25 protein-coding genes are annotated in these 25,342 nt (G+C 54.6%); 12 read left to right on the top strand and 13 right to left on the bottom strand.

Annotated elements, in window-relative coordinates; translation table 11 throughout:
• Positions 1-168 precede the first annotated feature (168 nt).
• From fadD to F3I20_RS23990, 6 genes are all read right to left on the bottom strand, one after another.
• On the bottom strand, positions 169-1,845 hold the full coding sequence (gene fadD, locus F3I20_RS20255) for a long-chain-fatty-acid--CoA ligase FadD (protein WP_150014932.1): 1,677 nt from the start codon (positions 1,843-1,845) through the stop codon (positions 169-171).
• 206 nt (positions 1,846-2,051) lie between these two features.
• Complete coding sequence (locus F3I20_RS20250; protein ID WP_150014934.1) at positions 2,052-2,648, bottom strand: Slp family lipoprotein; 597 nt, start codon at positions 2,646-2,648, stop codon at positions 2,052-2,054.
• Positions 2,649-2,708: 60 nt separating this feature from the next.
• Positions 2,709-3,407, bottom strand: coding sequence for a tRNA (adenosine(37)-N6)-threonylcarbamoyltransferase complex dimerization subunit type 1 TsaB (gene tsaB / locus F3I20_RS20245; RefSeq protein ID WP_150014937.1), 699 nt, complete (start codon positions 3,405-3,407; stop codon positions 2,709-2,711).
• Between the two features lie 44 nt (positions 3,408-3,451).
• Positions 3,452-5,368, bottom strand: a complete 1,917-nt coding sequence (gene yoaA, locus F3I20_RS20240; RefSeq protein WP_150014940.1) for a DNA repair helicase YoaA — start codon at positions 5,366-5,368, stop codon at positions 3,452-3,454.
• A 237-nt stretch (positions 5,369-5,605) separates the two neighbouring features.
• On the bottom strand, positions 5,606-6,343 hold the full coding sequence (locus tag F3I20_RS20235; protein ID WP_150014943.1) for a carbonic anhydrase: 738 nt from the start codon (positions 6,341-6,343) through the stop codon (positions 5,606-5,608).
• Between the two features lie 639 nt (positions 6,344-6,982).
• The gene (locus F3I20_RS23990; RefSeq protein WP_190285981.1) at positions 6,983-7,150 is read right to left on the bottom strand and encodes a hypothetical protein; all 168 of its coding nucleotides are present in this window, start codon (positions 7,148-7,150) and stop codon (positions 6,983-6,985) included.
• A 342-nt stretch (positions 7,151-7,492) separates the two neighbouring features.
• On the opposite strand from F3I20_RS23990, the gene F3I20_RS20230 reads away from it, so the two are divergent.
• Both F3I20_RS20230 and F3I20_RS20225 read left to right on the top strand, forming a co-directional pair.
• Positions 7,493-7,852: a hypothetical protein gene (locus F3I20_RS20230; protein WP_150038191.1), complete on the top strand. Its 360-nt coding sequence runs from the start codon at positions 7,493-7,495 to the stop codon at positions 7,850-7,852.
• 76 nt (positions 7,853-7,928) lie between these two features.
• Positions 7,929-8,273 carry a RidA family protein gene (locus F3I20_RS20225; RefSeq protein WP_150014949.1) on the top strand — a complete coding sequence of 115 codons (345 nt, stop codon included), beginning with the start codon at positions 7,929-7,931 and terminating at the stop codon, positions 8,271-8,273.
• A 12-nt stretch (positions 8,274-8,285) separates the two neighbouring features.
• Here F3I20_RS20225 and F3I20_RS20220 read toward each other — a convergent pair whose 3' ends face one another.
• On the bottom strand, positions 8,286-8,480 hold the full coding sequence (locus F3I20_RS20220) for a YoaH family protein (RefSeq protein ID WP_150014952.1): 195 nt from the start codon (positions 8,478-8,480) through the stop codon (positions 8,286-8,288).
• A gap of 110 nt (positions 8,481-8,590) precedes the next feature.
• Here F3I20_RS20220 and pabB point away from each other — a divergent pair, with 110 nt between their 5' ends.
• The 4 genes from pabB to pdeD all read left to right on the top strand — a co-directional run bounded on the left by pabB (position 8,591) and on the right by pdeD (position 13,856).
• Positions 8,591-9,970 (top strand): aminodeoxychorismate synthase component 1, encoded by a 1,380-nt coding sequence (gene pabB / locus F3I20_RS20215; protein ID WP_150038192.1) that lies wholly within the window; start codon positions 8,591-8,593, stop codon positions 9,968-9,970.
• Positions 9,954-10,517 carry a CoA pyrophosphatase gene (locus F3I20_RS20210; protein WP_150014958.1) on the top strand — a complete coding sequence of 188 codons (564 nt, stop codon included), beginning with the start codon at positions 9,954-9,956 and terminating at the stop codon, positions 10,515-10,517. Before pabB ends, F3I20_RS20210 begins: the two co-directional genes overlap by 17 nt.
• Before the next feature lie 186 nt (positions 10,518-10,703).
• Positions 10,704-12,068 carry an L-serine ammonia-lyase gene (locus tag F3I20_RS20205; RefSeq protein WP_150014961.1) on the top strand — a complete coding sequence of 455 codons (1,365 nt, stop codon included), beginning with the start codon at positions 10,704-10,706 and terminating at the stop codon, positions 12,066-12,068.
• A gap of 225 nt (positions 12,069-12,293) precedes the next feature.
• Positions 12,294-13,856, top strand: a complete 1,563-nt coding sequence (gene pdeD, locus F3I20_RS20200) for a cyclic di-3',5'-guanosine monophosphate phosphodiesterase PdeD (protein ID WP_150014964.1) — start codon at positions 12,294-12,296, stop codon at positions 13,854-13,856.
• 136 nt (positions 13,857-13,992) lie between these two features.
• On the opposite strand, the gene F3I20_RS20195 is transcribed toward pdeD, so the two are convergent.
• Complete coding sequence (locus tag F3I20_RS20195; RefSeq protein ID WP_150014967.1) at positions 13,993-15,585, bottom strand: TerC family protein; 1,593 nt, start codon at positions 15,583-15,585, stop codon at positions 13,993-13,995.
• Positions 15,586-16,094: 509 nt separating this feature from the next.
• Here F3I20_RS20195 and manX point away from each other — a divergent pair.
• The 4 genes from manX (at position 16,095) to F3I20_RS20175 (ending at position 19,332) form a co-directional block, all read left to right on the top strand.
• Complete coding sequence (manX, locus tag F3I20_RS20190; RefSeq protein ID WP_150014970.1) at positions 16,095-17,057, top strand: PTS mannose transporter subunit IIAB; 963 nt, start codon at positions 16,095-16,097, stop codon at positions 17,055-17,057.
• A gap of 63 nt (positions 17,058-17,120) precedes the next feature.
• Complete coding sequence (locus F3I20_RS20185) at positions 17,121-17,921, top strand: PTS mannose/fructose/sorbose transporter subunit IIC (protein WP_033733019.1); 801 nt, start codon at positions 17,121-17,123, stop codon at positions 17,919-17,921.
• Positions 17,922-17,936: 15 nt separating this feature from the next.
• Positions 17,937-18,782: a PTS mannose transporter subunit IID gene (locus F3I20_RS20180; RefSeq protein WP_033783289.1), complete on the top strand. Its 846-nt coding sequence runs from the start codon at positions 17,937-17,939 to the stop codon at positions 18,780-18,782.
• A gap of 91 nt (positions 18,783-18,873) precedes the next feature.
• Positions 18,874-19,332, top strand: a complete 459-nt coding sequence (locus F3I20_RS20175) for a DUF986 family protein (protein WP_150014973.1) — start codon at positions 18,874-18,876, stop codon at positions 19,330-19,332.
• Here the strand turns inward: F3I20_RS20175 and rlmA are convergent.
• From rlmA to F3I20_RS20150, 4 genes are all read right to left on the bottom strand, one after another.
• Positions 19,329-20,138 carry a 23S rRNA (guanine(745)-N(1))-methyltransferase gene (gene rlmA, locus F3I20_RS20170; protein WP_150015097.1) on the bottom strand — a complete coding sequence of 270 codons (810 nt, stop codon included), beginning with the start codon at positions 20,136-20,138 and terminating at the stop codon, positions 19,329-19,331. The genes F3I20_RS20175 and rlmA overlap by 4 nt on opposite strands.
• A 137-nt stretch (positions 20,139-20,275) precedes the next feature.
• Complete coding sequence (gene cspE, locus F3I20_RS20165) at positions 20,276-20,485, bottom strand: transcription antiterminator/RNA stability regulator CspE (protein WP_003852684.1); 210 nt, start codon at positions 20,483-20,485, stop codon at positions 20,276-20,278.
• Between the two features lie 647 nt (positions 20,486-21,132).
• Positions 21,133-22,137 carry an MBL fold metallo-hydrolase gene (locus tag F3I20_RS20155; protein ID WP_150014976.1) on the bottom strand — a complete coding sequence of 335 codons (1,005 nt, stop codon included), beginning with the start codon at positions 22,135-22,137 and terminating at the stop codon, positions 21,133-21,135.
• 18 nt (positions 22,138-22,155) lie between these two features.
• On the bottom strand, positions 22,156-22,428 hold the full coding sequence (locus tag F3I20_RS20150) for a YebO family protein (RefSeq protein ID WP_150014979.1): 273 nt from the start codon (positions 22,426-22,428) through the stop codon (positions 22,156-22,158).
• Positions 22,429-22,640: 212 nt separating this feature from the next.
• Between F3I20_RS20150 and F3I20_RS20145 the strand changes: the two genes are divergently transcribed.
• Positions 22,641-22,877: a YobH family protein gene (locus F3I20_RS20145; RefSeq protein WP_150014982.1), complete on the top strand. Its 237-nt coding sequence runs from the start codon at positions 22,641-22,643 to the stop codon at positions 22,875-22,877.
• Between the two features lie 30 nt (positions 22,878-22,907).
• Here the strand turns inward: F3I20_RS20145 and kdgR are convergent, their stop codons facing one another.
• On the bottom strand, positions 22,908-23,699 hold the full coding sequence (gene kdgR / locus F3I20_RS20140; RefSeq protein WP_150014985.1) for a DNA-binding transcriptional regulator KdgR: 792 nt from the start codon (positions 23,697-23,699) through the stop codon (positions 22,908-22,910).
• 187 nt (positions 23,700-23,886) lie between these two features.
• Here kdgR and F3I20_RS20135 point away from each other — a divergent pair, with 187 nt between their 5' ends.
• Positions 23,887-25,257 carry an MFS transporter gene (locus tag F3I20_RS20135; RefSeq protein ID WP_150014988.1) on the top strand — a complete coding sequence of 457 codons (1,371 nt, stop codon included), beginning with the start codon at positions 23,887-23,889 and terminating at the stop codon, positions 25,255-25,257.
• Positions 25,258-25,342: the final 85 nt, after the last annotated feature.

Here is a 25,342-nt window from a genome sequence, read left to right as displayed (position 1 = left end):
TTGAATTTCCTTATTAGTTGTGGGGACAACAGATGAGGAGTTTGACATGGGCAGGTCTTTACAGGCAGAGCCAGAACCGAGGCGATAACCACGTCCATAGGACGTGGTTTTAAGTTGGCAATAAAAACGCCGGACATGCCGGCGATCAACCTCAATTCTTATACAGATTCAGTTCGCGCCGGGCTTCGCCTCGTCGCGCAGCTCACGTCGCAGGATCTTGCCCACATTGGTTTTCGGTAGCTCATCACGAAACTCAATGATTTTTGGCACCTTATAACCGGTCAGCTGGCGGCGACAGTGATCGAGCACCTCTTCTTTGGTCAGCGACGCCTCTTTTTTCACGATGCAGACTTTTACCGCTTCGCCTGACAGGTCGCTGGGCACGCCAATAGCCGCGGCTTCACGCACTTTCGGGTGCTGCATCAGCACATCTTCGATCTCATTCGGGTAAACATTAAAACCGGAGACCAGAATCATATCTTTTTTGCGGTCAACGATGCGAATGAACCCTTCCTGGTCAACGGTAACAATATCACCGCTATGGAGCCAGCCATTTTTCAGCACCTCCGCTGTTGCTTCCGGATGCTGCCAGTAGCCCAGCATCACCTGCGGACCGCTGATACAGAGTTCGCCCGGCTCCCCCGGCGGCACTTCGTTTCCGGCATCATCCAGAATGCGTACGTCGGTCGAAGGAACCGGCAGGCCAATACTGCCCGTGTGGCAACTGATGTCATACGGATTGACTGATACCAGCGGCGAACATTCGGTCAGGCCGTAGCCTTCCAGCAGATAGTGTCCGGTAAGCTTTTCCCAGCGCTCAGCTACCACTTTCTGTACCGCCATTCCGCCACCCGCAGAGAGACGCAGCGTTGAAAAATCGAGTTTATTAAACTGCTCATCGTTGAGCAGCGCATTAAACAGCGTGTTTACGCCGGTAATCGCGGTAAACGGCACTTTACCCAGCTCTTTAACGAAGCCGGGAATATCGCGGGGATTCGTGATCAACAGATTCTGACCACCAAGCTCCAGGAAGAGCAGGCCATTCACGGTTAAAGCGAAGATGTGGTAAAGCGGCAGCGCGGTGACCACAAATTCTTTTCCGTCACGCAGCACCTTACCGTAGGTCGCGCGGGTCTGCTCCAGATTCGCCTGCATGTTGCGATGGGTCAGCATCGCTCCTTTTGCCACGCCGGTGGTGCCGCCGGTGTATTGCAGGAAGGCGAGGTCGTCATTCGAGACCGTTGGTCGCTGATAATTGAGAGTGGCACCCACTTCCAATACCTGACGAAATGAAATGGCACCTGGTAAATGGTATTTTGGCACCAGCTTCTTCACATACTTGACGACAAAGTTAACCAGCGTGGCTTTTATCGGTGCCAGCTGATCGCCCATCCGGGTCAGGATGACATGCCGCACAGCGGTCTCCGCCACCACTTTTTCCAGGGTATGCGCAAAATTTGAGACAATAACGATGGCGCTGGCACCGCTGTCATTGAGCTGATGCTTCAGCTCACGCGGCGTATAGAGCGGATTCACATTGACCACCACCATACCGGCACGCAGCACACCAAACAGGGCCACCGGATACTGCAGTAAGTTAGGCATCATCAGCGCCACCCGGTCACCTGCTTTCAGGCCCAGCTGATGCTGGAGATAAGCAGCAAAGGCACGGCTCTTCTCTTCCAGCTGACGATAACTCATCTTCTGACCCATGTTCAGAAATGCAGGTTGATCGGCGTAGCGTTTTGCTGCCTGCTCAAACAGATCCACCAGCGAGGTGTATCGATCTGCGCTTATTTCGGCAGGCACATCTGCCGGGTAGCGTTTCAGCCAAACCTTATTCAAGGATCCACCCCGATAATTATGTTGTATTTCCATCGCTGCCTCAGCCAATCCGGTTTGTTAACAATATTTTAACTGATTGTACCAGTTTGCCTGTTTCGGCATGTCGAGGTTGCGAAGTGCATCACTAAATTTCGTGCCGGGAAAACAGGCCAATAAAAAGCCCGGTAGCGAGCACCGCGACCGGGCTGGATAAATCATGTTTACACTTATTCGGTCAGGATGGTCTGCACCTCTGAGGGCCCGGTGTTGACCATTCCCCAGTAGGGATTAGGTCCCCAGTATCCGCCACGATGACGGGTCGGACCATACCAAATCCAGGGATCCATCGGCTGTGGCGGTGCTGTTACCTGCTGGGCAATGCGCCAGCGCTGATAACCGCGCACATCAATGACCACAAATTTGTAATCAGCCTCACCAATTTTACCCTGTTCCGTGCCCTTCAGCGTTCCCAGCACGGTAACGTACTGGTTTCTGACATCTACCGGATCAACAAAGCCGTGAATGTCAGCATAAATCCGGCCAACCGAGGCCGCACCGAGGCGCGGTCTCGCGCTCTCATCCAGCGGCTGTGCCGCAATCTCAAGCCGGGTTTTGCCGTTCAGGTTAGTGACATTCACCACCTTGCCGCCAAAGCGCGATTCCTGCCCGACAAAGAGCGAAGGATCGCTCATCACCCGCGACAGATCCTGCTGCGGCTGAGGTGAGCTGCCCTGCAGCGTGTCAGGAATTGAGACACAACCGGTTAACGCCAGCACACAGGTCAGCAGCAGCCCTGAAAGCCCTTTACCACACATTGACGACATAGACGATCTCCCGTTAGGTAAAGACTTAGACTGGACGCATAACAATAAGTTGCGTGTATTTTACCGGCCTGGTAATTTTTTCCAGGCAACGTCATTGCGCAGATAAGTCGGCTCCGCCGTTTCCGGCAGCAGCGTATTCCCCTGCGACAGCGCAAGCGTCGCCAGTGGCAGCATATCCTGTGCCGCAGGCAGAGTAACATCACTGGCGGTCAGGGTCAGATCGTGACCCTGCTGCAGTGCCGGATAGGCCTGCCAGCCGGTACCCGCGGTCATCCAGTCACCAGAGAGGGCCTGCATCCGGGCGAGTGCTGCCTCAGGTGACAGCACACATTCGCTGGCTTCACCCTGCCAGGCACCCTGCTCATCACGCTGATATTCGGCCCAGTAAACCTCGCCCATCCGCGCATCGATAGCGGTTAACACCCGGGTTGCTCCGTGCAGACGCCAGGCCCCTTCCGCCAGCGTCGCCAGCGTGGAAACGGCGATCATCGGCAGTGATGCGCCCAGTGCCAGCCCCTGTGCAATACCAATACCGATCCGCACGCCGGTAAAACTGCCAGGACCCCGGCCAAAGGCGAGCGCGTCCAGATCGCTCAGTTCCAGCTGCTGCGCCAGCAGGAGCTCCTCGACCAGCGGTAAGATACGCTGGGTGTGATCGCGCGGAGCGATCTCAAATCGGGCATCAATCTGTTGCTGATTCAGCAAGGCGGCTGAACAGGCTTCTGTCGCCGTATCCAGCGCTAAAATTCGGGCTGACATGACTACCTCAGAAGAAAGAAAACGGCGCGCATCTTAGCATAAAATTACGCGTCTGGTTCGGGTTGCTGGCGGATAAAGGCGATGGCACGGGCAATGTCCCGGGTGCGCGGCGTCGGCGGCAGGCTATTGAGAAACAGCGCGCCATAAGGTCGTGACACCAGACGCTGATCGCAAATGACCAGCACACCACGATCGTCCGTATCACGGATCAGACGGCCTACACCCTGCTTCAGGGTAATCACCGCATCCGGCAACTGCACATCTGCAAAGGGATCGCCGCCGCGAATCCGGCAATCTTCCATTCGGGCTTTTAGCAGCGGATCTTCCGGTGAGGTGAAAGGCAGCTTGTCGATGATCACCAGCGACAGGGCATCCCCGCGCACATCCACCCCTTCCCAGAAGCTGCTGGTCGCCACCAGCAGGGCATTGCCCTTCTCAATGAACTGATTCAGTAACTGACCTTTGCTGGTTTCACCCTGCACCAGCACCGGCAGCGTCATCGAGGCGCGAAATTCTGCCGCCAGCTCACGCATCATCAGGTGCGACGTGCAGAGGAAGAAACAGCGGCCTTTATTGGCATCAATCAGCGGCTTCATCATCGCAGCCAGCTGGCGCGCGCCGCCGGGACGATTGGGTTCAGGCAGATTGCGCGGTACGCAGAGTAATGCCTGTTTCGCAAAGTTGAACGGGCTGTTCAGAATCAGGCTTTTTGCCGCATTCACACCCAGCCGCTCGGCGAAGTGAGCCATGTTCTCATCCACCGCCAGGGTGGCCGAGGTGAAGATCCACGCGGCCTTGCGGTTATCCATCACCTCACGAAAACGTTCCGCTACCGAGAGCGGCGTCAGCGCCAGGATAAAGTGACGTGAAGTGCATTCATACCAGTAGCTGTAGCCCGGCTCGTTAATCGCCCGTAACCGTTTTAACCGGGTACGATATAGTGCGGCCCGCTCAAAGGCGGCATCCAGCAGGGCTGAACGTCCCAGAGAGAGTTTAATGACGTCGTAACAAAGCTCCAGCGCATCATCCAGCAGGGTGAACATACGCAGTATCTGATTATCGCTGAGCAGTTCCCGCAGATTTCCGCGATAGCCGGGATCGCCTAATGCCAGGCGGAAATCCTGCGCGCATTGCGCCAGGCGGTCAGCGGATTTCTGCAACTGCCGGGCATCGCGCACTTCGGTACGGTAGGCGGTAATGATATCTTTGGCGAGATCGAGTAACTGACGGCTGGAGAGCTGCTGACCAAAATACTGACTGGCGATGTCAGGCAACTGATGGGCTTCGTCGAAGATCATCACATCCGCTTCGGGAATCAGTTCACCGAAGCCGCCCTCTTTCACCACCAGGTCGGCAAGAAAGAGATGGTGATTGACGACGACCACATCAGCGTCCATGGCGCGCTTGCGCGCTTTGACCACGAAGCACTCTTTATAGCGCGGGCAATCGGTGCCAAGGCAGTTATCGTTGGTGCTGGTGACCAGTGGCCAGACCGGGCTGTCCTCGGTGACGCCCGCGCAGCTGCTGATGTCACCATCTTCGGTCTGCGATGACCAGTTGCGCAGCGTGACCAGATCGGTCAGTGCCTGCACGGTGAGGTCTCCGCCCGCCATTGACTGCTGTTCCATACGTTCCAGACAGAGATAGTTGGAGCGCCCTTTCAATAAGGCGGTTTTACCGTTGAACTTCAGCGCCTTGATCATTGTGGGCAGATCGCGGCCATAGAGCTGATCCTGCAGCGCTTTGGATCCGGTGGAGACAATCACTTTTTTGCCGGCCCGCAAAGCGGGAGCCAGGTAAGCATAGGTTTTGCCAGTGCCGGTTCCGGCTTCGACCACCAGTTCACCCTGCTGTTTTACGGCTTCAGATACCGCCTCCGCCATCTCACGTTGTGCTTCACGCGGCTTAAAGCCTGGGATCGCCAGCGCCAGAGCGCCATCCACTGCAAAATCGTCTGCCACATACCCTCACTAAGAACGGCAAAAACACTGTAATTATGTCAGTATTGGATTAACAAAGCAAAATGGATATTAATCAGAATGTTAGCTGATTCTGACTGGCCTGAACGTGTGGATCAGAAACGCTTAATCGTCGCTGGCAGACGTTAAAAAGGCGGCTCATAGCCGCCTGAAGAGCAGTGGCAGTGTCGATAAACCTGTTGGCGAATCGATACCGCAGAGAGGCAGAAAGCGCGGTGATTACTCTACAATCATACGGCCATTGAGATGCTGTACTGGCCGATTATTGGTAGTTTTCAGCGCCTGTTTAAAGGCGTCGAGCTGTGCCTGAGATAGCGTGACCGGCTGTTTCATCACCAGCCAGCGAATACCTTCGCTGCACGGTGGCGTTGTCAGGGAGCCGCTGAAGCGATAATAGTGCAGATCTTCCGGGAAGAGATCGCGCAAATTTACCTGCCGATTAATGCTGACCTGCTGATTTTCCTTTTTCGGCATCGCGGCAATCAAGGGTGCCAGCGCCGGATTCTCTTTGCCGACTTTAAACATCACCGCGACAACGGCCAGATCGCCATCCTCTTTGCTGTGTACAAAGTGAGCTTCAAGGGGAAAGGTTTCTCCATTAATCTGGTTTTCACTCGGCGTATGGAAGTGATACTGACGCAGAGTGAACTTTTCACTGTCCAGAACAAAGTCATCTTCTTCATCAACGGTTACCTGAATCGTGTGACCGTTGTTAATCATTTTTTCAGCTGACGTATGGTAGGCCAGGTCGAGTGCCTGTAAATGTCCCTCAATCGGATTTGTAATATTAATGGGCGACTGAGATTTGCCTTCATGACAGATATGGAAGTCGCTGGTCAGTTCACTCCAGTGTTCCGGGCCGGCTTTACCTTCGTACGTCCAGTGCGGTTCTGCCGCACCCGCTACGCTGATAGACGAAAATGCCATAATCAGACTTAACATTTTTAATTGTTTCATTTTATCCCTGCTTAATAGGCTAGTGTGCGGCAGGCATACTATTACTCTCCGCTTTTCGTCAGCAAGATGACAAAATGCGGTTAATCAAAACAGGAATAAATAACGAGTTTACAATTTCAATCGATGTTAATTTAATAAATAGCACTTGTATAATATATATTAAAATAACAATTTTGGTGATAATTAAAATGAACCTCTGCATCAGGAAATGTATTCAGCAGCAAACCTGAAAAAATCGATTGGCAGACTCAGAGATAAAACAGCGTTTAAAGAGGCGAATCGGTGCAGGCTTTAGAAGTGAGAAACCGCAAAACTGCACAACTGGCGGTTTTGCGGTGTAAGGCTGAATCAGAAGAGAGACATTCCGACAGCGATCCCTTTCGGACGCTTAAACATCCTTTTCTGACGGATCGTCTTCCTCATCTTCTTCTTCATCTTCCGGATAGATCTCAGCATCATCTGGCAGCGGTTCATCATAATCAGGACGTTCAGACATAATTACCTCCGGTGATAAATAGCAGTGCTGCTATTTGAACTGAGCATAGTTAACCGGCACCTGAGGCCGCACATTTTTCGCCTGAAATGTGAGCAGGGCGAGAAATTACTGTAACAGTCTGAAAATGATCGGATTGCCTGGCGCTAGTGGTGTATGTAAAGCGCGCCCGCCAGCATAATGGCGAACAGTACAGCAAACGTAATCACGCCCTGCTTACTGCCTTTGGATAACCCCACAAACGCCGCAATAACAATAAACAGCAGCGTCAGTGCGCCAGCCATCACCCAAAACAGATACTGCGTATTCGCCATGTTCTCATCCTCAGCCTGTGGCGTTATCTTTGGGCGGATTTATACCATTTTTAAGCCATCAGCGCCTTCAATTCCGTGTCTTTGCCTGCCTGTTAACGTCATAGGCTGGCGAGTCACTTGTGACCTCTTATTAAATTCAGCCAGGCCATCAGTGTGATGCAGTTATCAAATGCAGAGGAACGCAGCGAGGAAATAACTGCCCGGATTATAATGATTAAATCAGCTTACCGTTGGGATGTGGTACCCGTAGGCTGACGTGCTGAGACTGGCTTAACATTGCCGTTCAGGCGGTGTTATGCAGATGGCCTTAACCCGACTGCCTGACTCAGGCGGAGGCATGTTATGAACTATTACCGCATCGGCTCTCTGGCTTGCGTGCTGCTGCTGTGCGGCTGCCAGGCTCCCACTCCTGATCAGGCTCGTCTGCAGCCACCCGTGTTTCAGGGTCAAAGCATCCGTACCGTCCCTCAGCTCAGCGACTGTATTTATCGTGGCTGGTCCACCACCAGCGTTATTGCCCGGGATAACACCACTCACACCCAGCCTGCTGGCAGCGAGATCAGCGTCTTTACCTGGGAAGATTCAATTTTTGCGGATGTCTCTCCCCATAGAAAAGGGGCGGAGGTGAAATATTTCACCACCTTCCGGATGTCCCCGGATGTGATGGCGGACAGACAGGCGATTGTGCAACGCTGCCTGTAAGGCGAGAGGGCCGTAAAGGGTGACAGCGATATCGGGAATGTGTCAGGCTAATGCGCACTTAACCAGGGAGAAACCGATGAGTATTACCCGCATTGACCCGGAACATCGTATGTCCGAAGCTGTGATCCACAACGACACCATCTACTATACCAGTGTGCCTGAGAATCTGGATGCCGACGCAGAAGCGCAGACCGCCAATGCGCTGGCGGTGATTGATACCATTCTGACCCGGCTCGGCAGTGATAAAAGTAAGATCCTGGATGCGACGCTGTTTCTGGTGGATAAAGCCGATTTCCCCGCCATGAACCGAGCCTGGGACGCCTGGGTCTCACCGGGCAATGCGCCGGTGCGCTGCACCGTTCAGGCCGGGCTGCTAAATCCAAAATACAAAATTGAAATTAAAATTATCGCTGCGCGCTAAGGATGTCGGGTGTTATTCCTCTTCGTTTTCGTCATCTTCGTCGTCGAATAACGCCCGAATCTGTTCGCCCTTGTGATTCTGACGGATTTCCTGCGCCACCTGGGCGATCGCTTCACCGCTCGATAAACCACCCGTCATTAACTCCTGAATACGTTCGACGGCCTGCTGTTGCTGCTCATGTGAGAGAGCCGGTAATCCAATAAACATGTTCTACTCCTGCGTTGGGGCGGACAGTATCCCATGGGCAACTAACAGGTGCCAGTCGGGAAAAAATATGTCAGTCTGACCGCCTCTTTGCTTTCTGATTTGTCTGCCCGATGATTGTTGAAACCCTCACGCTTGATTATACCCCGGATGCGCTGACACAGCGTTTTGCCACCCTTGCCCATCTGCCCTGGGCGATGCTGCTCTCTTCCGCGCAGGCCAGCCATAGCGACAACCGCTTCGACATTCTGACCGCCGATCCCCGCGCCACCCTGGTGACCCGCGGGCCCATCACGACTATCAGCGATGCAACCGGCACATCCGAATCGACCGCAGATCCCCTGCTGCTGGTGCAGCAACAGTGTGATGCGCAGGGCGTGACGCCTGCGGTCTGCGAAGCCCTTCCGTTTCAGGGCGGTGCGCTGGGCCTGTTTGGTTATGACCTGGGCCGCCGGTTTGAGTCGCTGCCCCATCAGGCACAGGCCGATCTCACCACGCCGGATATGGCGGTGGGGATTTATGACTGGGCCTTGATTGCCGATCATCATCAGCAAAGCCTGACGCTGGTGGCACTGAAGAACGCAGAAGCACGCGCCACCTGGCTGGCGCAGTGGCCCGCACGTGAAGTCGTGCCCTTTTCACTGACCAGCGGCTGGCGCTCCAGTCTGAGCTATGCCGATTACGCCGCACGCTTTGCCGCGGTTCAGGCTTATATTCAGGCCGGTGACTGTTATCAGGTTAACCTGGCGCAGCGTTTTCAGGCCAGTTATCAGGGTGATGAGTGGCAGGCGTTTACTCTGCTTAACGCGGCTAACCGCGCGCCGTTCAGCGCGTTTCTGCGCCTGCCGGAAAGTGCGATCCTCAGCCTGTCGCCGGAGCGCTTTCTGTCGCTGAATCAAAACCAGATTGAAACCCGACCGATTAAAGGCACCCGGCCACGCTGTGCCGATCCGGTTGCGGATGCGCAACAGGCTGAGGCACTGCGCCATGCGGAGAAAGATCGGGCTGAAAACCTGATGATTGTCGATTTGCTGCGCAACGATATTGGTCGCGTGGCGCAGCCCGGCTCGGTCACGGTGCCTGAACTGTTTGTGGTTGAACCCTTCCCCGCCGTCCATCATCTGGTGAGCACGGTGCGGGCGAAGTTGCCTGACACCCTGCAGGCCACGGATCTGCTGCGCGCCTGTTTTCCTGGCGGCTCGATAACCGGTGCGCCCAAGATTCGGGCGATGGAGATCATTGATGAACTGGAGCCGCAGCGGCGTAATGCCTGGTGCGGCAGTATCGGCTATCTCAGCCTGTGTGGCCGGATGGACACCAGCATCACGATCCGCACGCTGATCGCCGAAGGTCAGCAGATCTACTGTGCCGCCGGTGGCGGGCTGGTGGCAGACAGCGATCCGCAAGCGGAGTATCAGGAGACGCTCGATAAAGTCAGCCGGATTTTACCGGCGCTGGAACAGGCAGGAGGTTCAGTTGGCACTGACGCTTGAGGTTTTTCGTAGCCGTTTTCTGCTGCAGCAGCCGGCCCGCAGCACGCAGCGTCTTTCAGGACGTCATGCGGCGGTGCTGGTGCCGATTGTCGCCCGTCATGAACCGGGTCTGTTGCTGACGCAGCGCTCGCACGCCCTGCGCAAACACGCCGGACAGGTCGCCTTTCCCGGCGGAATGCAGGATGACACCGACGCCTCGCTGATCGCCACCGCCCTGCGTGAAGCGCAGGAAGAAGTCGGTATCAATCCGCAGCAGGTCGAGATATTAGGCGCGCTGCCCGCCGTCACCAGCAGCACCGGCTTTCAGGTGACACCGGTGCTGGGCATTATTCCGGCCGATCTGCGCTTGACGATTAATCCGGATGAGGTGAGCAGTGCCTTCGAGATGCCGCTGGCCGAGGCACTGCAGCTCAGCCGCTACAGCGCGCTGGAGGTGCATCGGGCCGGCGTTCGCCATCCGGTCTGGCTGTCGCGCTATCAGGATTATCTGGTGTGGGGCATGACAGCAGGGATTATCCGTTCACTGAGTACACAGATCGCCTTCTGAGTCCTTTTTCCTCTGTTTCCTCCCTTCAAGCCCGTCAGCGCCCAGTCGGGCTGCGCTATAATTTTTTTTATCTGTTTTGATAAGTTTATTTCATGCGAAAAGCTGCTCTTTTCCGGTGCATGACCATTACTATGGGCGCCATAAACTGCCCCGGCAGACTGAGAATAAATGTGAGGAGTGTCACCTGTGATTAGTGTTTTCGACATGTTCAAAGTGGGCATTGGTCCCTCAAGTTCGCATACTGTCGGCCCGATGAAAGCGGGTAAACAATTTGTGGACTTGCTGTGCGAACAGGAAAAGCTGCAGGAGGTCACCCGGATCGCCGTGGATGTTTACGGTTCTCTGTCGCTGACCGGCAAAGGGCATCACACGGATATCGCCATTATTATGGGGCTGGCTGGCGAATCGCCGGACACGGTGGATATCGATGCCATCCCCGCATTTATTAAGGATGTCGAACAGCGTGAGCGACTGCTGCTGGCGAAAGGCACACATGAAGTCGATTTCCCACGCGAAGGCGGCATGGTGTTCCGCAGTGAGAACCTCTCACTGCATGAAAATGGCCTGCGCCTGCTGGCATTCGCGGACGATCTGCTGATCCTGTCGAAAACCTACTACTCCGTGGGCGGTGGGTTCATTGTGGATGAAGAGCACTTCGGTCAGTCGGCACTGGATGAAGTTTCTGTCCCCTGGCCGTTTCACTCCGCCAAAGATCTGCTGGCGCACTGCCGCGAAACCGGTCTGTCGCTGTCGGGGCTGGTGATGAAAAATGAGCTGGCACTGCACAGCCGTGACGAGATTCATGCCTATTTCACCCGCATCTGGCAGACCATGCAGGCCTGCATTGACCGCGGTCTGAATACTGAAGGCGTGTTGCCAGGACCGCTGCGCGTACCCCGTCGAGCCGCCTCCCTGCGTCGCCTGCTGACCTCCTCCACCAAACACTCCAGCGATCCAATGATTGTGATCGACTGGATCAATATGTTTGCGCTGGCTGTCAACGAAGAGAACGCAGCGGGTGGCCGTGTGGTGACCGCGCCGACGAACGGTGCCTGCGGTATCGTGCCTGCGGTGCTGGCTTACTACGATCACTTTATTGAGCCGGTGACGCCCGATATTTTCCTGCGCTATTTCCTCGCCTCGGGTGCCATAGGCGTGCTGTACAAATTGAACGCCTCTATTTCAGGCGCGGAAGTGGGCTGCCAGGGTGAAGTGGGTGTCGCCTGTTCGATGGCGGCGGCCGGTCTGGCTGAGCTACTGGGCGGTAGCCCGGAGCAGGTGTGCGTTGCCGCTGAAATCGGCATGGAGCATAACCTTGGACTGACCTGCGACCCCGTGGCCGGTCAGGTTCAGGTTCCCTGTATTGAACGTAATGCTATCGCCTCGGTTAAAGCCATTAACGCGGCGCGTATGGCACTCCGTCGCACCAGTGAACCCCGCGTCTCGCTGGATAAGGTTATTGAGACCATGTATGAGACCGGCAAAGACATGAACGCGAAATACCGTGAAACTTCCCGTGGCGGTCTGGCGATTAAAGTTCAGTGTGATTAAGCGAAACGTTGAATTGTTTAAATAAGATGCAAACGTAATAAAATCCGCATCCTGCGCTATCTCAGCGCAGGTTTAAACGGTAGAGTGTTTTCCGCGCAGCCGTCCGGTCTGCGCAACTTTCCAGACCCGCTTTTCTGCATTCCGGCCTCAATATTGACCTGGCCGTGCCGATACTAACCCCGTTATTTATTGCTTTTTTTTGGCTTTTTGGGAAGGTGGATACTGATGTTTATGGCCCAGCAATTTGTTGGACAATTCAGACGCAAGCGTTTGCTGATCGCACTGTCAATCGCCACCGTAGTGCTGATATTAACGCTGGCCTTTCGTTATATCGAAGAGAAGTCACGTATTGAACAGCAGGCGATGGATTTCGCCGACAAAGCGATTATGCGGTTTGATCGGATGTTTTCACCACTGGAGGTTTCAGCCAGTAATACGCTGGGTCTGGTGGGTGCCCCCTGTCAGGACGTGCGTTTTCCGCTCATCGAAAAAATCTCTTCTCTGCAGACGGTACGTGCCATTCTGCTGGTCGAAAACGACATGCTCTACTGCTCCAGTATTTACGGCCCGCGCAACATCCCTTTCAGCCAGACTTATCCTGACCTTGCCTTCAACAGCCAGCGTATGACCCTGGCAACCGATGAATATCTGCTGAAAGGCTCGCCAATTTTACTGCTGTGGACGCCTAAAAGCCTGGATAACCGGTCGGGAATATTGCAGGTCATCAACATTGAAATGATGAGTAATTACCTGCTGGAACCCCAGTTGCCTTGGGTGGAACGCGCCGTATTTAACGTCAATGGTGAGAGCCTGGAATATGGCAATCCGCTGATAGAGCCAACGGTGCCGTCAGATGACGAAGTGAGCTACGAGCAGGGTTCGCTGCGCTACCCGTTTACGCTCACCCTCTATGGCCCTTCGCCGACACGGCTGGCGCTGGCGACACTGCCCTCACAGCTGCCGCTGGCGCTGCTACTAAGCCTGCTGATGGGCTACATTATCTGGCTGGCGACGGCAAATCGCATGAGCCTCAGCTGGCAAATCAGCTATGGCATTACGGCCCGTGAGTTTATGGTTTATTGCCAGCCGCTGATCAATAGCAAAAGCGGCGAGTGTGACGGGATAGAGTTGCTGCTGCGCTGGCATAACGCCCGCCAGGGCTGGATCACACCGGATGTCTTTATTCCGCTGGCCGAGCGCCAGAACCTGATCAAGCCCCTGACGCGCTTTGTGCTGAACGAGGTGGTAAGGCAGCTGCCGCAGTTGCCCGATGATTCCGCCTTTCATATCGCCATCAATGTTGCCGCCAGCCATTTCCGCGACCGCGCCATTCTGGAAGATCTGCAGAACCTGTGGTGGCCTGCCAGTCCGGTGCCGCAACTGGTGGTGGAACTGACCGAGCGGGATGCCCTGCCGGTCGTCGATCAGTCGGTGATTGCACAACTGCACGAGATTGGCGTCCGGCTGGCGATTGATGACTTTGGCACCGGTCACAGCTCGCTCTCCTACCTGAAAGATTTACAGCCAGACGTGCTCAAAATCGACAAGATTTTCACGGCGGCTATCGGTACGGATGCCATTAACGCCACGGTAACGGATATGGTGATTTCGCTGGCCCAGCGCCTGAACATCAGTCTGGTGGCCGAGGGGGTGGAAACGGCTGAACAGGCAGATTATCTGCGCGAACGCGGGGTGGATCATCTGCAGGGCTACTATTTTGCCCGCCCGATGCCGCTGGAAGATTTTCCAGCCTGGCTGACGCGGCATCAGGCTGATGCCCGCCGTTAACGGCCGCGTCAGCGCCGTATCGCCTTTGCCCGACTCCCTGCACACAAAAAAACAGCCGCGGCGTTTCAGCAGCGGCTGTCAGAGAGATTCGGCGCGGCCGGTGAGACTGGCAGCGCCTTAGCAACAACGTGAAGCGTTAACCCTCTTCCTCTTCGTCATGCGGTTTATCTTTGGTGACACGCACCAGATCGATACGGTAATCCGTCGCGTCGATAATCTGGAAGTGCAGCGGCGTGATATCAATCACCTCGCCGGGAAGCGGTAACCGCCCTTTCTGCTCAATCAGCAGGCCCGCCAGCGAGGCGTGATCTTCTGTCGGATCGACCAGCTCATGGAAGTCAAGTAACTGCTGCAGCGAGTGCAGATCGGTTCCGCCTTTCACTAACCAGCCATCGCCATCTGCAACAATATCAGGCGTTTCGTCTTCATCCGGGAATTCACCCGCAATCGCTTCCAGCACGTCCAGCGGCGTAATCAAACCCTGCACCACGCCAAACTCATTGGTGACGATCACGAAGCTACCTTTAGCACGACGCAGCACGCCAAGCAGGTTGATTGGATCCAGCGTCTCCGGCACCACAATGGTCGGTGTATTCGCCGCGAAGGTCGCCACATCAACACCCTGCTCCAGCGCCACCAGTAGCTCTTTGGCGCGCACCACACCAACAATTTCATCCAGTTCACCCCGACAGACCGGGAACAGGCTGTGAGGCGTATCCAGCAGCTGACCGCGAATCTCATCCACCGGACGATTTGCATCGACCCAGGAGATATCACCGCGTGGCGTCATAATGCTCCGAATCGAGCGGGAAGCCAGCGTCAGAACGCCATTAATCATGTAACGCTCTTCATCTTTAAACGCTTCCTGCGGCATTGCTTCTGTCAGCGCAGACTCTTCACTGGTGCTGATGTTACTGCTGCTATTGCCATTGCTGGACGTCTGCGCACGGTTACGGCCGCCCATCAGGCGCAGAATCGCCTCGGCGGTACGCTCACGCATCGGACGATTTGACTGGTGGCGGATAAAGTTACGACGTGCAATCTGGTTGAACAGCTCAATCAGAATTGAGAAGCCAATTGCCGCATAGAGGTAGCCTTTAGGAATATGGAAACCAAAGCCTTCTGCTACCAGCGACAGACCGATCATTAACAGGAAGCTCAGACAGAGCACCACCACGGTCGGATGCGCGTTAACAAAGTTGGTTAACGGTTTAGACGCCAGCAGCATCACACCCATGGCAATCACCACGGCAGTCATCATCACCGGCAGGTGGTTCACCATACCCACGGCGGTAATCACCGCATCCAGTGAGAAGACCGCGTCCAGCACCACAATCTGCAATACCACAGCCCAGAAACTGGCATATCCCCGATTTGCGGAACCATCAAGCTGACGGTTTTCCAGCCTCTCGTGTAGCTCCATGGTCGCTTTAAACAATAGGAAGAAACCGCCGAACAGCAGGATTAAATCGCGTCCGGAAAAGCTGAAACCGCCTACGCTGAAGAGAGGCGTGGTCAGCGTGACGATCCAGGAGATCAGCGACAGCAGGCCCAGACGCATCACCAGGGCCAGCGACAGGCCTATCAAACGTGCTTTATCACGCTGCTTTGGCGGCAGTTTGTCGGCCAGGATAGCAATAAATACCAGGTTATCGATACCGAGTACGATTTCCAGCACGATAAGCGTCAGTAAACCCGCCCAGATTGAGGGGTCGAATAAAAATTCCATTATTTATGACTCCAGAACAGGGAACAGATCGAGCCGGTGCCTGTCAGCGCAGCGAAGCGTGACATCCGGGTAGTCGGGAAAGCGATGAAAACGCCGCGAGGCGAAGGGTGACGCGCCAGCAGGCGCAAAGAACAGATTAAGCGACGTCGGTGACGATCCATAAAGGTGGGCTGAAGCCCGTTACTCCTGAGCAATAAACAGAACGTTAATGTATCAGGTCGGTAAATTGCGTCAAAAAATTTTCTTATTTTTACAATCTGCATAACGGATGATCGGGCGCATAAAAAAGGTAAAGCGCCACTTCACGGGATGAATAGCTGACAGACATCACAAAATTTATTTTTTCGATCACTAAAATAAATCGCGACTTTACCGCCCTGATGAAGTTAACCCCTGTTTTTTCGACGCTATATCAGAAAGTCGAATGACCGGGTTAAACGGATAATCAAAACATGTCTCAATACAGTTCATTTACTCAGATGAGCATCTCTAGCGAACGGAGGTAGCACGTGACCATTGCGATTGTAATTGGTACACACGGCTGGGCAGCGGAACAACTGCTGAAAACAGCAGAAATGCTGTTAGGCGAGCAGGAGAATATCGGCTGGATAGACTTTGTCCCCGGTGAAAATGCAGAAACGCTGATAGAAAAATATCAGGCAAGACTGGCAGAACTGGATACCAGCAAGGGGGTTCTTTTTCTGGTCGATACCTGGGGCGGCAGTCCGTTCAATGCGGCCAGCCGCATTGTTGTCGACAAGCAACACCATGAGGTTATTGCCGGGGTCAATATTCCGATGCTGGTTGAAACGCTGATGGCGCGCGATGACGATCCCGGATTTGACGAACTGGTCGCCGTGGCGGTGGAGACCGGTCGTGAAGGGGTTAAAGCCCTGAAAGCTAAAGAGGAAGTACCGGCATCGTCTGCGGTGAAACCGGCCGCGGCGGCGCAACCAGCTAAGCCGATGGCCCCCGGTGATCACATGAAAATCGGGCTGGCGCGCATTGATGATCGTCTGATTCATGGGCAGGTCGCGACGCGCTGGACTAAAGAGACAAACGTTCAGCGTATTATCGTGGTCAGCGATGAAGTGGCCAACGATCATGTGCGCAAAACCCTGTTGACGCAGGTCGCGCCGCCCGGCGTGACGGCTCATGTGGTGGATGTCGACAAAATGGTCCGGGTATGGAACAACCCGAAGTATGGTCAGGATCGCGTCATGCTGCTGTTTACCAACCCTACCGATGTCCTGCGCGTAGTTGAACAGGGTGTCGATATTAAAACGGTCAACATCGGTGGTATGGCGTTCCGCCAGGGGAAAACCCAGGTCAATAATGCGGTCTCGGTAGATGAAAAAGATATCGCCGCATTCCGCAAACTCAATGAACGTAATATTGAACTGGAAGTGCGTAAAGTTTCCAGTGACCAGAAACTGAAAATGATGGATCTGATTGCGAAAGTAAACGCGTAACAGAAGCACTTCTGCGCCTGCGTTTCCGGGCTCCTGATTATCCTGCTGAGGACAAGAAGTATGATGGAAATAACCTCGCTACAAATTATTTTGATTTTTATTGTCGCCTGTATTGCCGGTATGGGGTCGATTCTGGATGAATTCCAGTTTCACCGTCCACTGGTGGCCTGTACGCTGATTGGTATCGTACTGGGTGATATGAAAACCGGCATTATCATCGGCGGTACGCTGGAGATGATTGCGCTGGGCTGGATGAACATCGGTGCAGCAGTTGCCCCTGATGCTGCCCTCGCCTCAATCATCTCGACTATCCTGGTCATCGCTGGGGGTCAGAGTGTGGGTGCCGGTATCGCGCTGGCGATTCCGCTGGCCGCTGCCGGACAGGTACTGACCATTATCGTGCGTACACTGACCGTGGCCTTCCAGCACGCGGCTGATAAAGCCGCCGAGAAAGGCAACCTTACGGCCATCTCCTGGATCCATGTCTCTGCCCTGCTATTACAGGCGATGCGTATCGCCATCCCGGCGCTGATTGTGGCGATTTCGGTCGGTACCAGTGCCGTTCATGCGCTACTGAGTTCCATTCCTGAAGTGGTCACCAACGGCCTGAATATCGCCGGCGGCATGATTGTGGTGGTTGGTTACGCGATGGTCATCAATATGATGCGCGCCGGCTATCTGATGCCGTTCTTCTACCTCGGCTTTGTTACCGCAGCCTTCACCAACTTCAACCTGGTGGCGCTGGGCGTAATTGGCGTGGTTATGGCGGTGCTCTACATTCAGCTCAGCCCGAAATACAACCGTGTGGCGGGAGCACCTACAGGTGCTGCAACCGCAAACGATCTTGATAACGAACTCGATTAAGGAACAGGTGATCACATGGTTGATATGACAAAAGTTGAAAAGAAACTGACCCCCGGTGATGTCCGCGCCGTCTTTCTGCGCTCTAACCTTTTCCAGGGTTCATGGAACTTTGAGCGTATGCAGGCGCTGGGCTTCTGCTTCTCAATGGTGCCGGTCATCCGCCGTCTCTATCCTGAGAATAACGATGAGCGCAGGCAGGCGATAAAACGTCATCTGGAGTTTTTCAATACCCATCCTTATGTCGCCGCGCCGGTACTGGGCGTCACCATGGCAATGGAAGAGCAGCGTGCCAACGGCGCACCTATCGACGACGGTGCGATTAACGGCCTGAAAGTCGGGCTGATGGGACCGCTGGCCGGGGTTGGCGACCCGATTTTCTGGGGTACGGTACGTCCTGTGTTTGCCGCACTGGGTGCCGGTATCGCCATGAGCGGCAGTCTGCTGGGTCCGCTGCTGTTCTTTGTGCTGTTTAACCTGGCTCGCCTGCTGACCCGCTACTACGGCGTGGCGTATGGCTATCGCAAAGGGATCGACATCGTCAGCGACATGGGCGGCGGTTTTCTGCAGAAGCTCACGGAGGGCGCCTCGATTCTGGGGCTGTTTGTCATGGGGGCGCTGGTCAACAAGTGGACGCACGTCAACATCCCGCTGGTGGTGTCGCGCATTACTGACTCCACCGGCAAAACTACCGTCACTACGGTACAGTCGATCCTCGATCAGCTGATGCCAGGCATTGTGCCGCTGCTGCTGACCTTTGGCTGTATGTGGCTGTTACGCCGCAAAGTGAATGCGCTATGGATTATCGTCGGCTTCTTTGCTATCGGTATCTTTGGTTACTGGATCGGCCTGCTCGGTCTGTAATGTCATCCTGCCGGGAGCTTCTGCTCCCGGCTTTTAAGCGTGGTGAGCTGAGCCACAACCGGCTGAGCTCACCCTGTTTGAGGTAGAAGTGATGTCTTTAACTGACGCGTTGATTGCGTGTTGTATCGCCGCCCTGATGGGATTTGCCGTTTACCATGAGGCGATTCTGCCACGGCGGCACGGGCCGACCCGCTTACGGGTAACACTCCGCCGGCAGCATAAACTCGACAGTCTGATTTTCATCGGCCTGCTGCTGATTTTGCTCTGGAACAATGTCAGTCATCATGGCCCACAGCTCACCACCTCACTGCTGATGGTGCTGAGTTTTCTGGCGTTCTGGCTCTTCTGGCTGCGCAAACCCACGCTGCTGATGAAGAATGCGGGATTGTTTTACGCCGGTGTCTGGATCGATTACCGGCGGATTCAGGGCATGAATCTTTCTGAGGATGGCATTCTGGTCATCCAGCTGGAACAACGCCGGTTGCTGATTGCCGTGCAGCAGCTCGACGACCTGGAGCGCATCTACAATACGCTGGTCGACGCGCGCTAGTCGCGCTGCCACATCGTCAGGGTAAAATCAGCATCGCAGCTGAACTGCTCACTCTGCTGTAGCGTTTGCCAGACGTCTTCACGCGCCCGCCAGGCAAATGGCGTCATCTGCAGCAGTGTCGTCGCCGCTGTACCGGTTAATGCCATCGGGTAACGCAGGGCATGCTGAGCTACCTGCCGGAAGCCGGGGTAATCTTTCTGTTCCGGCACATGCAGCTGGACTTCGCGGTAAATCAGTGCCTTAAACTGCTGCAGATGGTGCGGACCTGGGGTGACCGTCAGCACCAGGCCACCCGGCTTCAGCACGCGGGCCAGCTCCGCTTCGTTGCAGGGTGCGTAGATGCGTACAATCGCATCCAGTGAGCGATCAGCAAAGGGTAAGCGCTGACTGGAGGCAACACAGAAGCGCACGGCAGGATAGCGCTTAGCCGCCAGCCGGATGGCCATTCTGGCAACATCCAGGCCATAAATCTGAGCATCTCTGTCAGCCGCCTCTGCCAGTGCAGCAGTGTAGTACCCTTCACCACAGCCGATATCCAGGATTTTGCACTCTGACTGATTCAGCACCGGCGCAAGCAGGCTGACCACCTGCTCACGCAACGGCTGATAATAGCCTGCCTCAAGAAATTCCCGTCTTGCCTGCATCATCTCTGCACTGTCACCCGGTTCACGTGACCGTTTATGCTGAACGGGCAGCAGATTGACATACCCTTCTTTCGCCTGATCGAACTGATGGCGGTTTTCGCAGCACCAGCTGCGGTTGGTGAGGGTCAATGGAGAGTGACAAAGAGGGCAAATCAGGGACATCATGTGCTCCGGCATCAGATAACGCGGCGCAGTGTAACCTTAACGTTTCCGCATCGGAAGCATAAAGAAAGCCCCGGCTGTAGAGCCAGGGCTTTAAGATTCCGTGTCAGGATGCAATGCACCGAGGCGGAGTCGAATCAGATAGCAGTGACGTTAACAGCTGCCGGGCCTTTCTGGCCGTCCTGAATTTCGAACTCAACGCTCTGGCCTTCAGCCAGGGTTTTAAAACCGTTGCCCTGAATAGCAGAGAAGTGTACGAACACATCTTTGCTGCCGTCAGCAGGAGTGATAAAACCAAAACCTTTAGACTCGTTGAACCACTTAACCTGACCTTTAATCTTTGCCATTTTGCAAATTCCTTTAGATGTTTATTTAGCCCGAAAGCTGTCTACAGAAAAACCAGAGACATTACTGCATGAGGCACTAATTAAGGTTCGGCAAGGAAGCGGTATTCAACGTCAACGTCTTTACTCGTACTTCTTTACTGAAGATGCCATGCATAAACAGAACTGTACCTCGTTTAACCCACGAATTGTTATCACATATCCCCAAAATAATGGCAAGCCATTTTTAAAGCACTGGCGCGCCTGCGCACATATTTGCCAGAAGGCTCACATTGCCTGTTCAGTGGGGTTTACAACTGTGCCTGAGAATAAAGTAAGCGCGCGGTCAGCGCCCTCGTCCGACTATGTTGCCAGGTTCAATCCGATGGATACCATAAGAAATTAATATTTCACAAATATGGCAATGGCGAAATGAATAAGCGAAGCGGTAACGGTTGAAGATATCCTAAATCTGACGTCAATCCTGTACAGCGCCTTTTATTTCGTACAAATAACGCTTTTTGTGCACCAAAAGCAGGAGCCAGCCATTAGCCTTGCTCCAAATAAAAGCAACGATGCGGGTTTTACTTATTAAGAATTTAACTTTCGATTTGAAAAATTGATGTCTGATAAAAACCCCCCGGCTTTTAATTATACCGGGAGCTTTAGGATTATTCCTGGGTGCAATTATTCAGACTGCGACCTTCGCCTATTCGCCAGGGAGCGAAGCGGCCATTATGTTCATCTGCCCGCGCTAGCGCATTCGCCAGTTCCTGTGGTGGCGCATCCAGCGACTCATCGGCCAGTTCAAACACGCCCCAGTGAACAGGCAGCGTCAATGGCCTGCCTGCGGCCTGCCATAACGCCACCGCCTGATCGGGATCCATATGCTGGCTTGCCATGAACCATTTGGGTGCATACGCGCCAATCGGCAACGCAGCCACGCTGAACGGGCCAAGCCGGGCCGGAATCTCTAGCAGGCTATCGCTATAGCCACTGTCGCCCGAAAACCAGAAACGCAGGGAGGAAGAGCGCACGACCCAGCCGCACCAGAGTGAACGGTTGCGATCGCGTGGCGTTCGCATACTCCAGTGACGGGCTGGCACCGCATCAAAACAGAGATCACCGAGCGTTACCTGCTGCCACCAGTCGAGCTGGTGCACCTGTTTCACGCCCTGCGCCCTGCACCACTTCGCCAGTCCCAGCGGCACAATAAAGGTCGCCTGCGGAAAACGCCGGATAATCGCTTTCACCGTCGGTTTATCCAGATGATCGTAATGGTTGTGTGAAATCAGCACGATATCAAGCCGCGGCAGATCAGCGATGCTGATGGGCGCGGGTGTTTTACGCTGTGGTCCCGCAAACGCCAGCGGCGAGGCGCGTGAGCCGAGTGCCGGATCGATCAGGATATAGTGTTCATTCAGCCGTAACAGTACGGCAGCATGTCCGAGCCACCAGATACGATCGTCACTGCCGCTGATATCCGCGGGCTGCCACCATTGCCTGGTAAACGCCGCATAACCCTGCTGGGGTGGTGCCGGCAGCGCCTGTGCTTTACGCTCCCTGCGCCAGCGTTTCAGATCACCCGGCCTGCGCTGTTCCGGTTCAGGATTACGGAATCCCTCTGGCGTGTGATGCGCTTTGCTGCTGTCATACCACGGATTTTTCCAGGCCATTCCGTCTCTCTGCTGTGATTAACGTTCCGGGATTAACCGGATAAAGTCGCGCTTCTCCCGATCGTCTTCGGTTTTCTTACTTTCTGCCCCAGGCTGCATCTCAATCAGACGGCGCAGCAGCTGATTCTGTTTCTTCTGCTCTTCCAGTAAGGATTCCAGTAAACGGATTTGCTCACCCGCGCGCACGCTGGCCCGGTTAACAAAGAACCAGGCGATAAACGCCACAATCAAAATAATGACCAGCAGGCCATAGCTGACCAGGGGGCCAGAATTTGCGGCTAACTCATTCATAACTGCCTCGTAAAACTCAGTGTAAACGCCAGAACATGGCAACCACCTATTCTACCTGTAGCTATCGCAAAAGATAATGGGAGATACAGCAATGCAGAATTTGCCGTTTCAGTTATCTCTGATCGATCCCGCCAGAAAAGCAAGGCATGCTGATATCATCATAACCGGCAGCACCAGGTGGCGCGCTGAGTTATCTTTCACAAGGAGGCACAATGAAACTGTTTATTCGCACAATAGGCTTGCTGGCGGTGATCTGGCTGGCAATGCTGCTTACCGGCTATGGCGTGTTAACCGGCAGCACTAAAAATGCCGCCGGACTTGGCCTGCAGTGTAGCTATCTTACCGCTCGCGGCGTCATCAGCGCGCAGTATCTGCATACCGACAGTGGCGTGGTGGGCGTGACGGAGTGTCCGTTGCTGAAGAAAAGCGGAGAAGTGATCGATAACTAGTGATAAAGCGGGCCGGATGGCCCGCGTTGTTCAGAATGGGTAGTCGTGATAGCCCATTTCGGCTGAGAGCGTACGCGCCGCCCGATGCAGCATCGCCACATAATCCTGGCGTGCATCTTCCGAAAAACGAATGGTGGGAAATGAGATACTGAGTCCCGCAATCACTACGCCAAAGCGATCGAACACCGGCACAGCAAGGCAGCGTAATCCCTCTTCCTGCTCTTCATTATCTTCGCCATAACCCTGTGCTCTGACCTGATCCAGCGTCGTAATCAGTGCCTGCGCGCTCAGCAGCGTATTGGCCGTGCTGCGTTTGAACTCCACATCCCGCAGAATCTCCTCAACATCGCTACGATCGCGCCAGGCGAGCAGGACTTTACCAATCGCGGTGGTATGCAGCGGGTTGCGACGGCCAATTCGCGAATACATGCGCAGGTTGTAAAGCGAGTCGATTTTATGGATGTAGACAATGCTGTCCTCTTCCAGCGCCCCCAGGTGAATCGTCTCTTTGGTCAGACGCGACAGCTCACGCATCTGCACATCCGCACTGCGGATCAAATCGACGTTTTGCAGCGCCTTAGCACCCAGTTCAAACAGCTTCAGCGTCAGTGAGTACTTCTCGCTCTCACCTTCCTGTGTCACATAGCCCAGCGATTTCATGGTTTGCAGGAAACGGTAGACGGTACTTTTTGACATCATCACGCGCTGCGCAAGCTCGGTTATACCGTGATCGCGCTCTTCACCCAGCGCCTGCAGAATGCCGAATACTTTAAGAACCGAAGAGACGGAATCGGGCTGTTTATCATTTTCAGCAGAGGACATTGCGCACCTTGTTAAACCTGTTTCAAAAAAAATGGAACGGACTGTCAGTATAGAGTGATGCACAGGACGGCAGCAATGTTTTAACCATTGGATCATATTTTAAGACAGTTTTTTATCCGGTCTGGCGCTGCTTTTCAGCGCTGATTTCATTAGCATGTTGATATTCACCCTCTTTAGTAATTAACTTATGACACTCTCTCCTCCTCAGGATGGATTACCCACGCGTCAGCGCTATATGGCTATCGTCACCATTGCGCTGGGACTGACCATGGCGGTATTAGACGGCGCAATTGCCAATGTCGCGTTACCGACCATATCGCGTGAACTGAATGCCAGCCCGGCGCAGTCCATCTGGATTGTAAATGCCTATCAGATTGCGATTATCGTCTCGCTGCTGTCACTTTCGTTTCTTGGCGACATGCTGGGTTATCGCCGCGTCTATCAGGCGGGCCTGGCACTGTTTATTGCGACATCCTTGTTCTGCGCCTTTTCGACCACGCTAACCATGCTGACCTTTGCCCGTGTGCTGCAGGGGTTAGGCGGCGCGGCGCTGATGAGTGTAAATACCGCGCTGATACGCATTATCTATCCACAGCGTTATCTGGGACGCGGCATGGCGATCAACTCGCTGGTGGTGGCGGTGTCAACTGCGGCTGGTCCGACGGTAGCGGCAGCAATACTCTCGGTCGCCAGCTGGAAATGGCTGTTTCTGATTAATGTCCCGCTGGGTGCCATTTCGCTCTGGCTGGCGTTGCGAACGCTGCCTGATAACCCGCAGAAAGCCACATCACAAAAATTCGATGTGCCCAGCGCGATCATGAACGCCCTGTTCTTCGGCCTGATCATCTCCGCTCTGAGCGGTTTTGCCCAGGGACAAAATCATCTGCTGGTGCTCTCCGAGGTCGTTGCGCTGCTGGTCATTGGCTGGTTCTTTATTCGTCGTCAGCTCAACATGGCGGTACCGCTGCTGCCGGTTGATCTGCTGCGTATCCCGATTTTCAGCCTGTCGATGGGGACATCGGTCTGTTCGTTCTGCGCTCAGATGCTGGCGATGGTTTCTCTGCCCTTCTTTCTGCAGAACGTCCTGCAGCGTAATGAGGTGGCAACCGGTCTGTTGCTGACGCCCTGGCCGCTGGCAACGATGGTATTTGCGCCGATTGCCGGCCGCCTGATTGAACGGGTACATGCCGGGCTGTTGGGGGGAATCGGACTGGCGATGTTCGCGCTGGGGCTGTTCCTGCTCGCCTGGCTGCCGGTAAACCCGGATGATGGCGATATAATCTGGCGCATGATGCTGTGCGGTGCCGGTTTCGGACTGTTCCAGTCACCCAACAACCACACGATTGTCACCTCTGCTCCGCGTAACCGCAGCGGTGGTGCCAGCGGCATGCTGGGTACTGCGCGTCTGCTGGGCCAGAGTATGGGAGCCGCGCTGGTCGCGCTGATGTTTAATCTGTTTGATGAACGTGGTACGCACGTTTCGCTGCTGCTGGCGGGCAGCTTTGCCGCCGTGGCGGCGCTGGTGAGCGTGTCACGCATGACGCAGACCCGCGCCTGATAGCTGTGAAAAAGGCGAACTCCTGACAGAATGTGACCCGATTCGCTGTATGGTCGAGCCTGCACAGGGAACCCTGTCAGATCGG

This window comes from Candidatus Pantoea gossypiicola (assembly GCF_008632075.1).
Taxonomy (GTDB): domain Bacteria; phylum Pseudomonadota; class Gammaproteobacteria; order Enterobacterales; family Enterobacteriaceae; genus Pantoea; species Pantoea gossypiicola.
This window is presented reverse-complemented; position numbering and strand designations above follow the sequence as displayed.

Coding starts and splice junctions, on each gene's coding strand:
- F3I20_RS20220 (WP_150014952.1), bottom strand. CDS start 8,480: ATGTTTATTGGATTACCGGCTCTCTCACATGAGCAGCAACAGCAGGCC.
- F3I20_RS20230 (WP_150038191.1), top strand. CDS start 7,493: ATGAACTATTACCGCATCGGCTCTCTGGCTTGCGTGCTGCTGCTGTGC.
- pdeD (WP_150014964.1), top strand. CDS start 12,294: ATGTTTATGGCCCAGCAATTTGTTGGACAATTCAGACGCAAGCGTTTG.
- F3I20_RS20185 (WP_033733019.1), top strand. CDS start 17,121: ATGGAAATAACCTCGCTACAAATTATTTTGATTTTTATTGTCGCCTGT.
- F3I20_RS20250 (WP_150014934.1), bottom strand. CDS start 2,648: ATGTCGTCAATGTGTGGTAAAGGGCTTTCAGGGCTGCTGCTGACCTGT.
- rlmA (WP_150015097.1), bottom strand. CDS start 20,138: ATGTCCCTGATTTGCCCTCTTTGTCACTCTCCATTGACCCTCACCAAC.
- F3I20_RS20180 (WP_033783289.1), top strand. CDS start 17,937: ATGGTTGATATGACAAAAGTTGAAAAGAAACTGACCCCCGGTGATGTC.
- F3I20_RS20155 (WP_150014976.1), bottom strand. CDS start 22,137: ATGGCCTGGAAAAATCCGTGGTATGACAGCAGCAAAGCGCATCACACG.
- F3I20_RS20175 (WP_150014973.1), top strand. CDS start 18,874: ATGTCTTTAACTGACGCGTTGATTGCGTGTTGTATCGCCGCCCTGATG.
- F3I20_RS20235 (WP_150014943.1), bottom strand. CDS start 6,343: ATGAAACAATTAAAAATGTTAAGTCTGATTATGGCATTTTCGTCTATC.
- F3I20_RS20135 (WP_150014988.1), top strand. CDS start 23,887: ATGACACTCTCTCCTCCTCAGGATGGATTACCCACGCGTCAGCGCTAT.
- F3I20_RS20145 (WP_150014982.1), top strand. CDS start 22,641: ATGAAACTGTTTATTCGCACAATAGGCTTGCTGGCGGTGATCTGGCTG.
- F3I20_RS20195 (WP_150014967.1), bottom strand. CDS start 15,585: ATGGAATTTTTATTCGACCCCTCAATCTGGGCGGGTTTACTGACGCTT.
- cspE (WP_003852684.1), bottom strand. CDS start 20,485: ATGGCAAAGATTAAAGGTCAGGTTAAGTGGTTCAACGAGTCTAAAGGT.
- kdgR (WP_150014985.1), bottom strand. CDS start 23,699: ATGTCCTCTGCTGAAAATGATAAACAGCCCGATTCCGTCTCTTCGGTT.
- pabB (WP_150038192.1), top strand. CDS start 8,591: ATGATTGTTGAAACCCTCACGCTTGATTATACCCCGGATGCGCTGACA.
- tsaB (WP_150014937.1), bottom strand. CDS start 3,407: ATGTCAGCCCGAATTTTAGCGCTGGATACGGCGACAGAAGCCTGTTCA.
- F3I20_RS20225 (WP_150014949.1), top strand. CDS start 7,929: ATGAGTATTACCCGCATTGACCCGGAACATCGTATGTCCGAAGCTGTG.
- F3I20_RS20150 (WP_150014979.1), bottom strand. CDS start 22,428: ATGAATGAGTTAGCCGCAAATTCTGGCCCCCTGGTCAGCTATGGCCTG.
- F3I20_RS23990 (WP_190285981.1), bottom strand. CDS start 7,150: ATGGCGAATACGCAGTATCTGTTTTGGGTGATGGCTGGCGCACTGACG.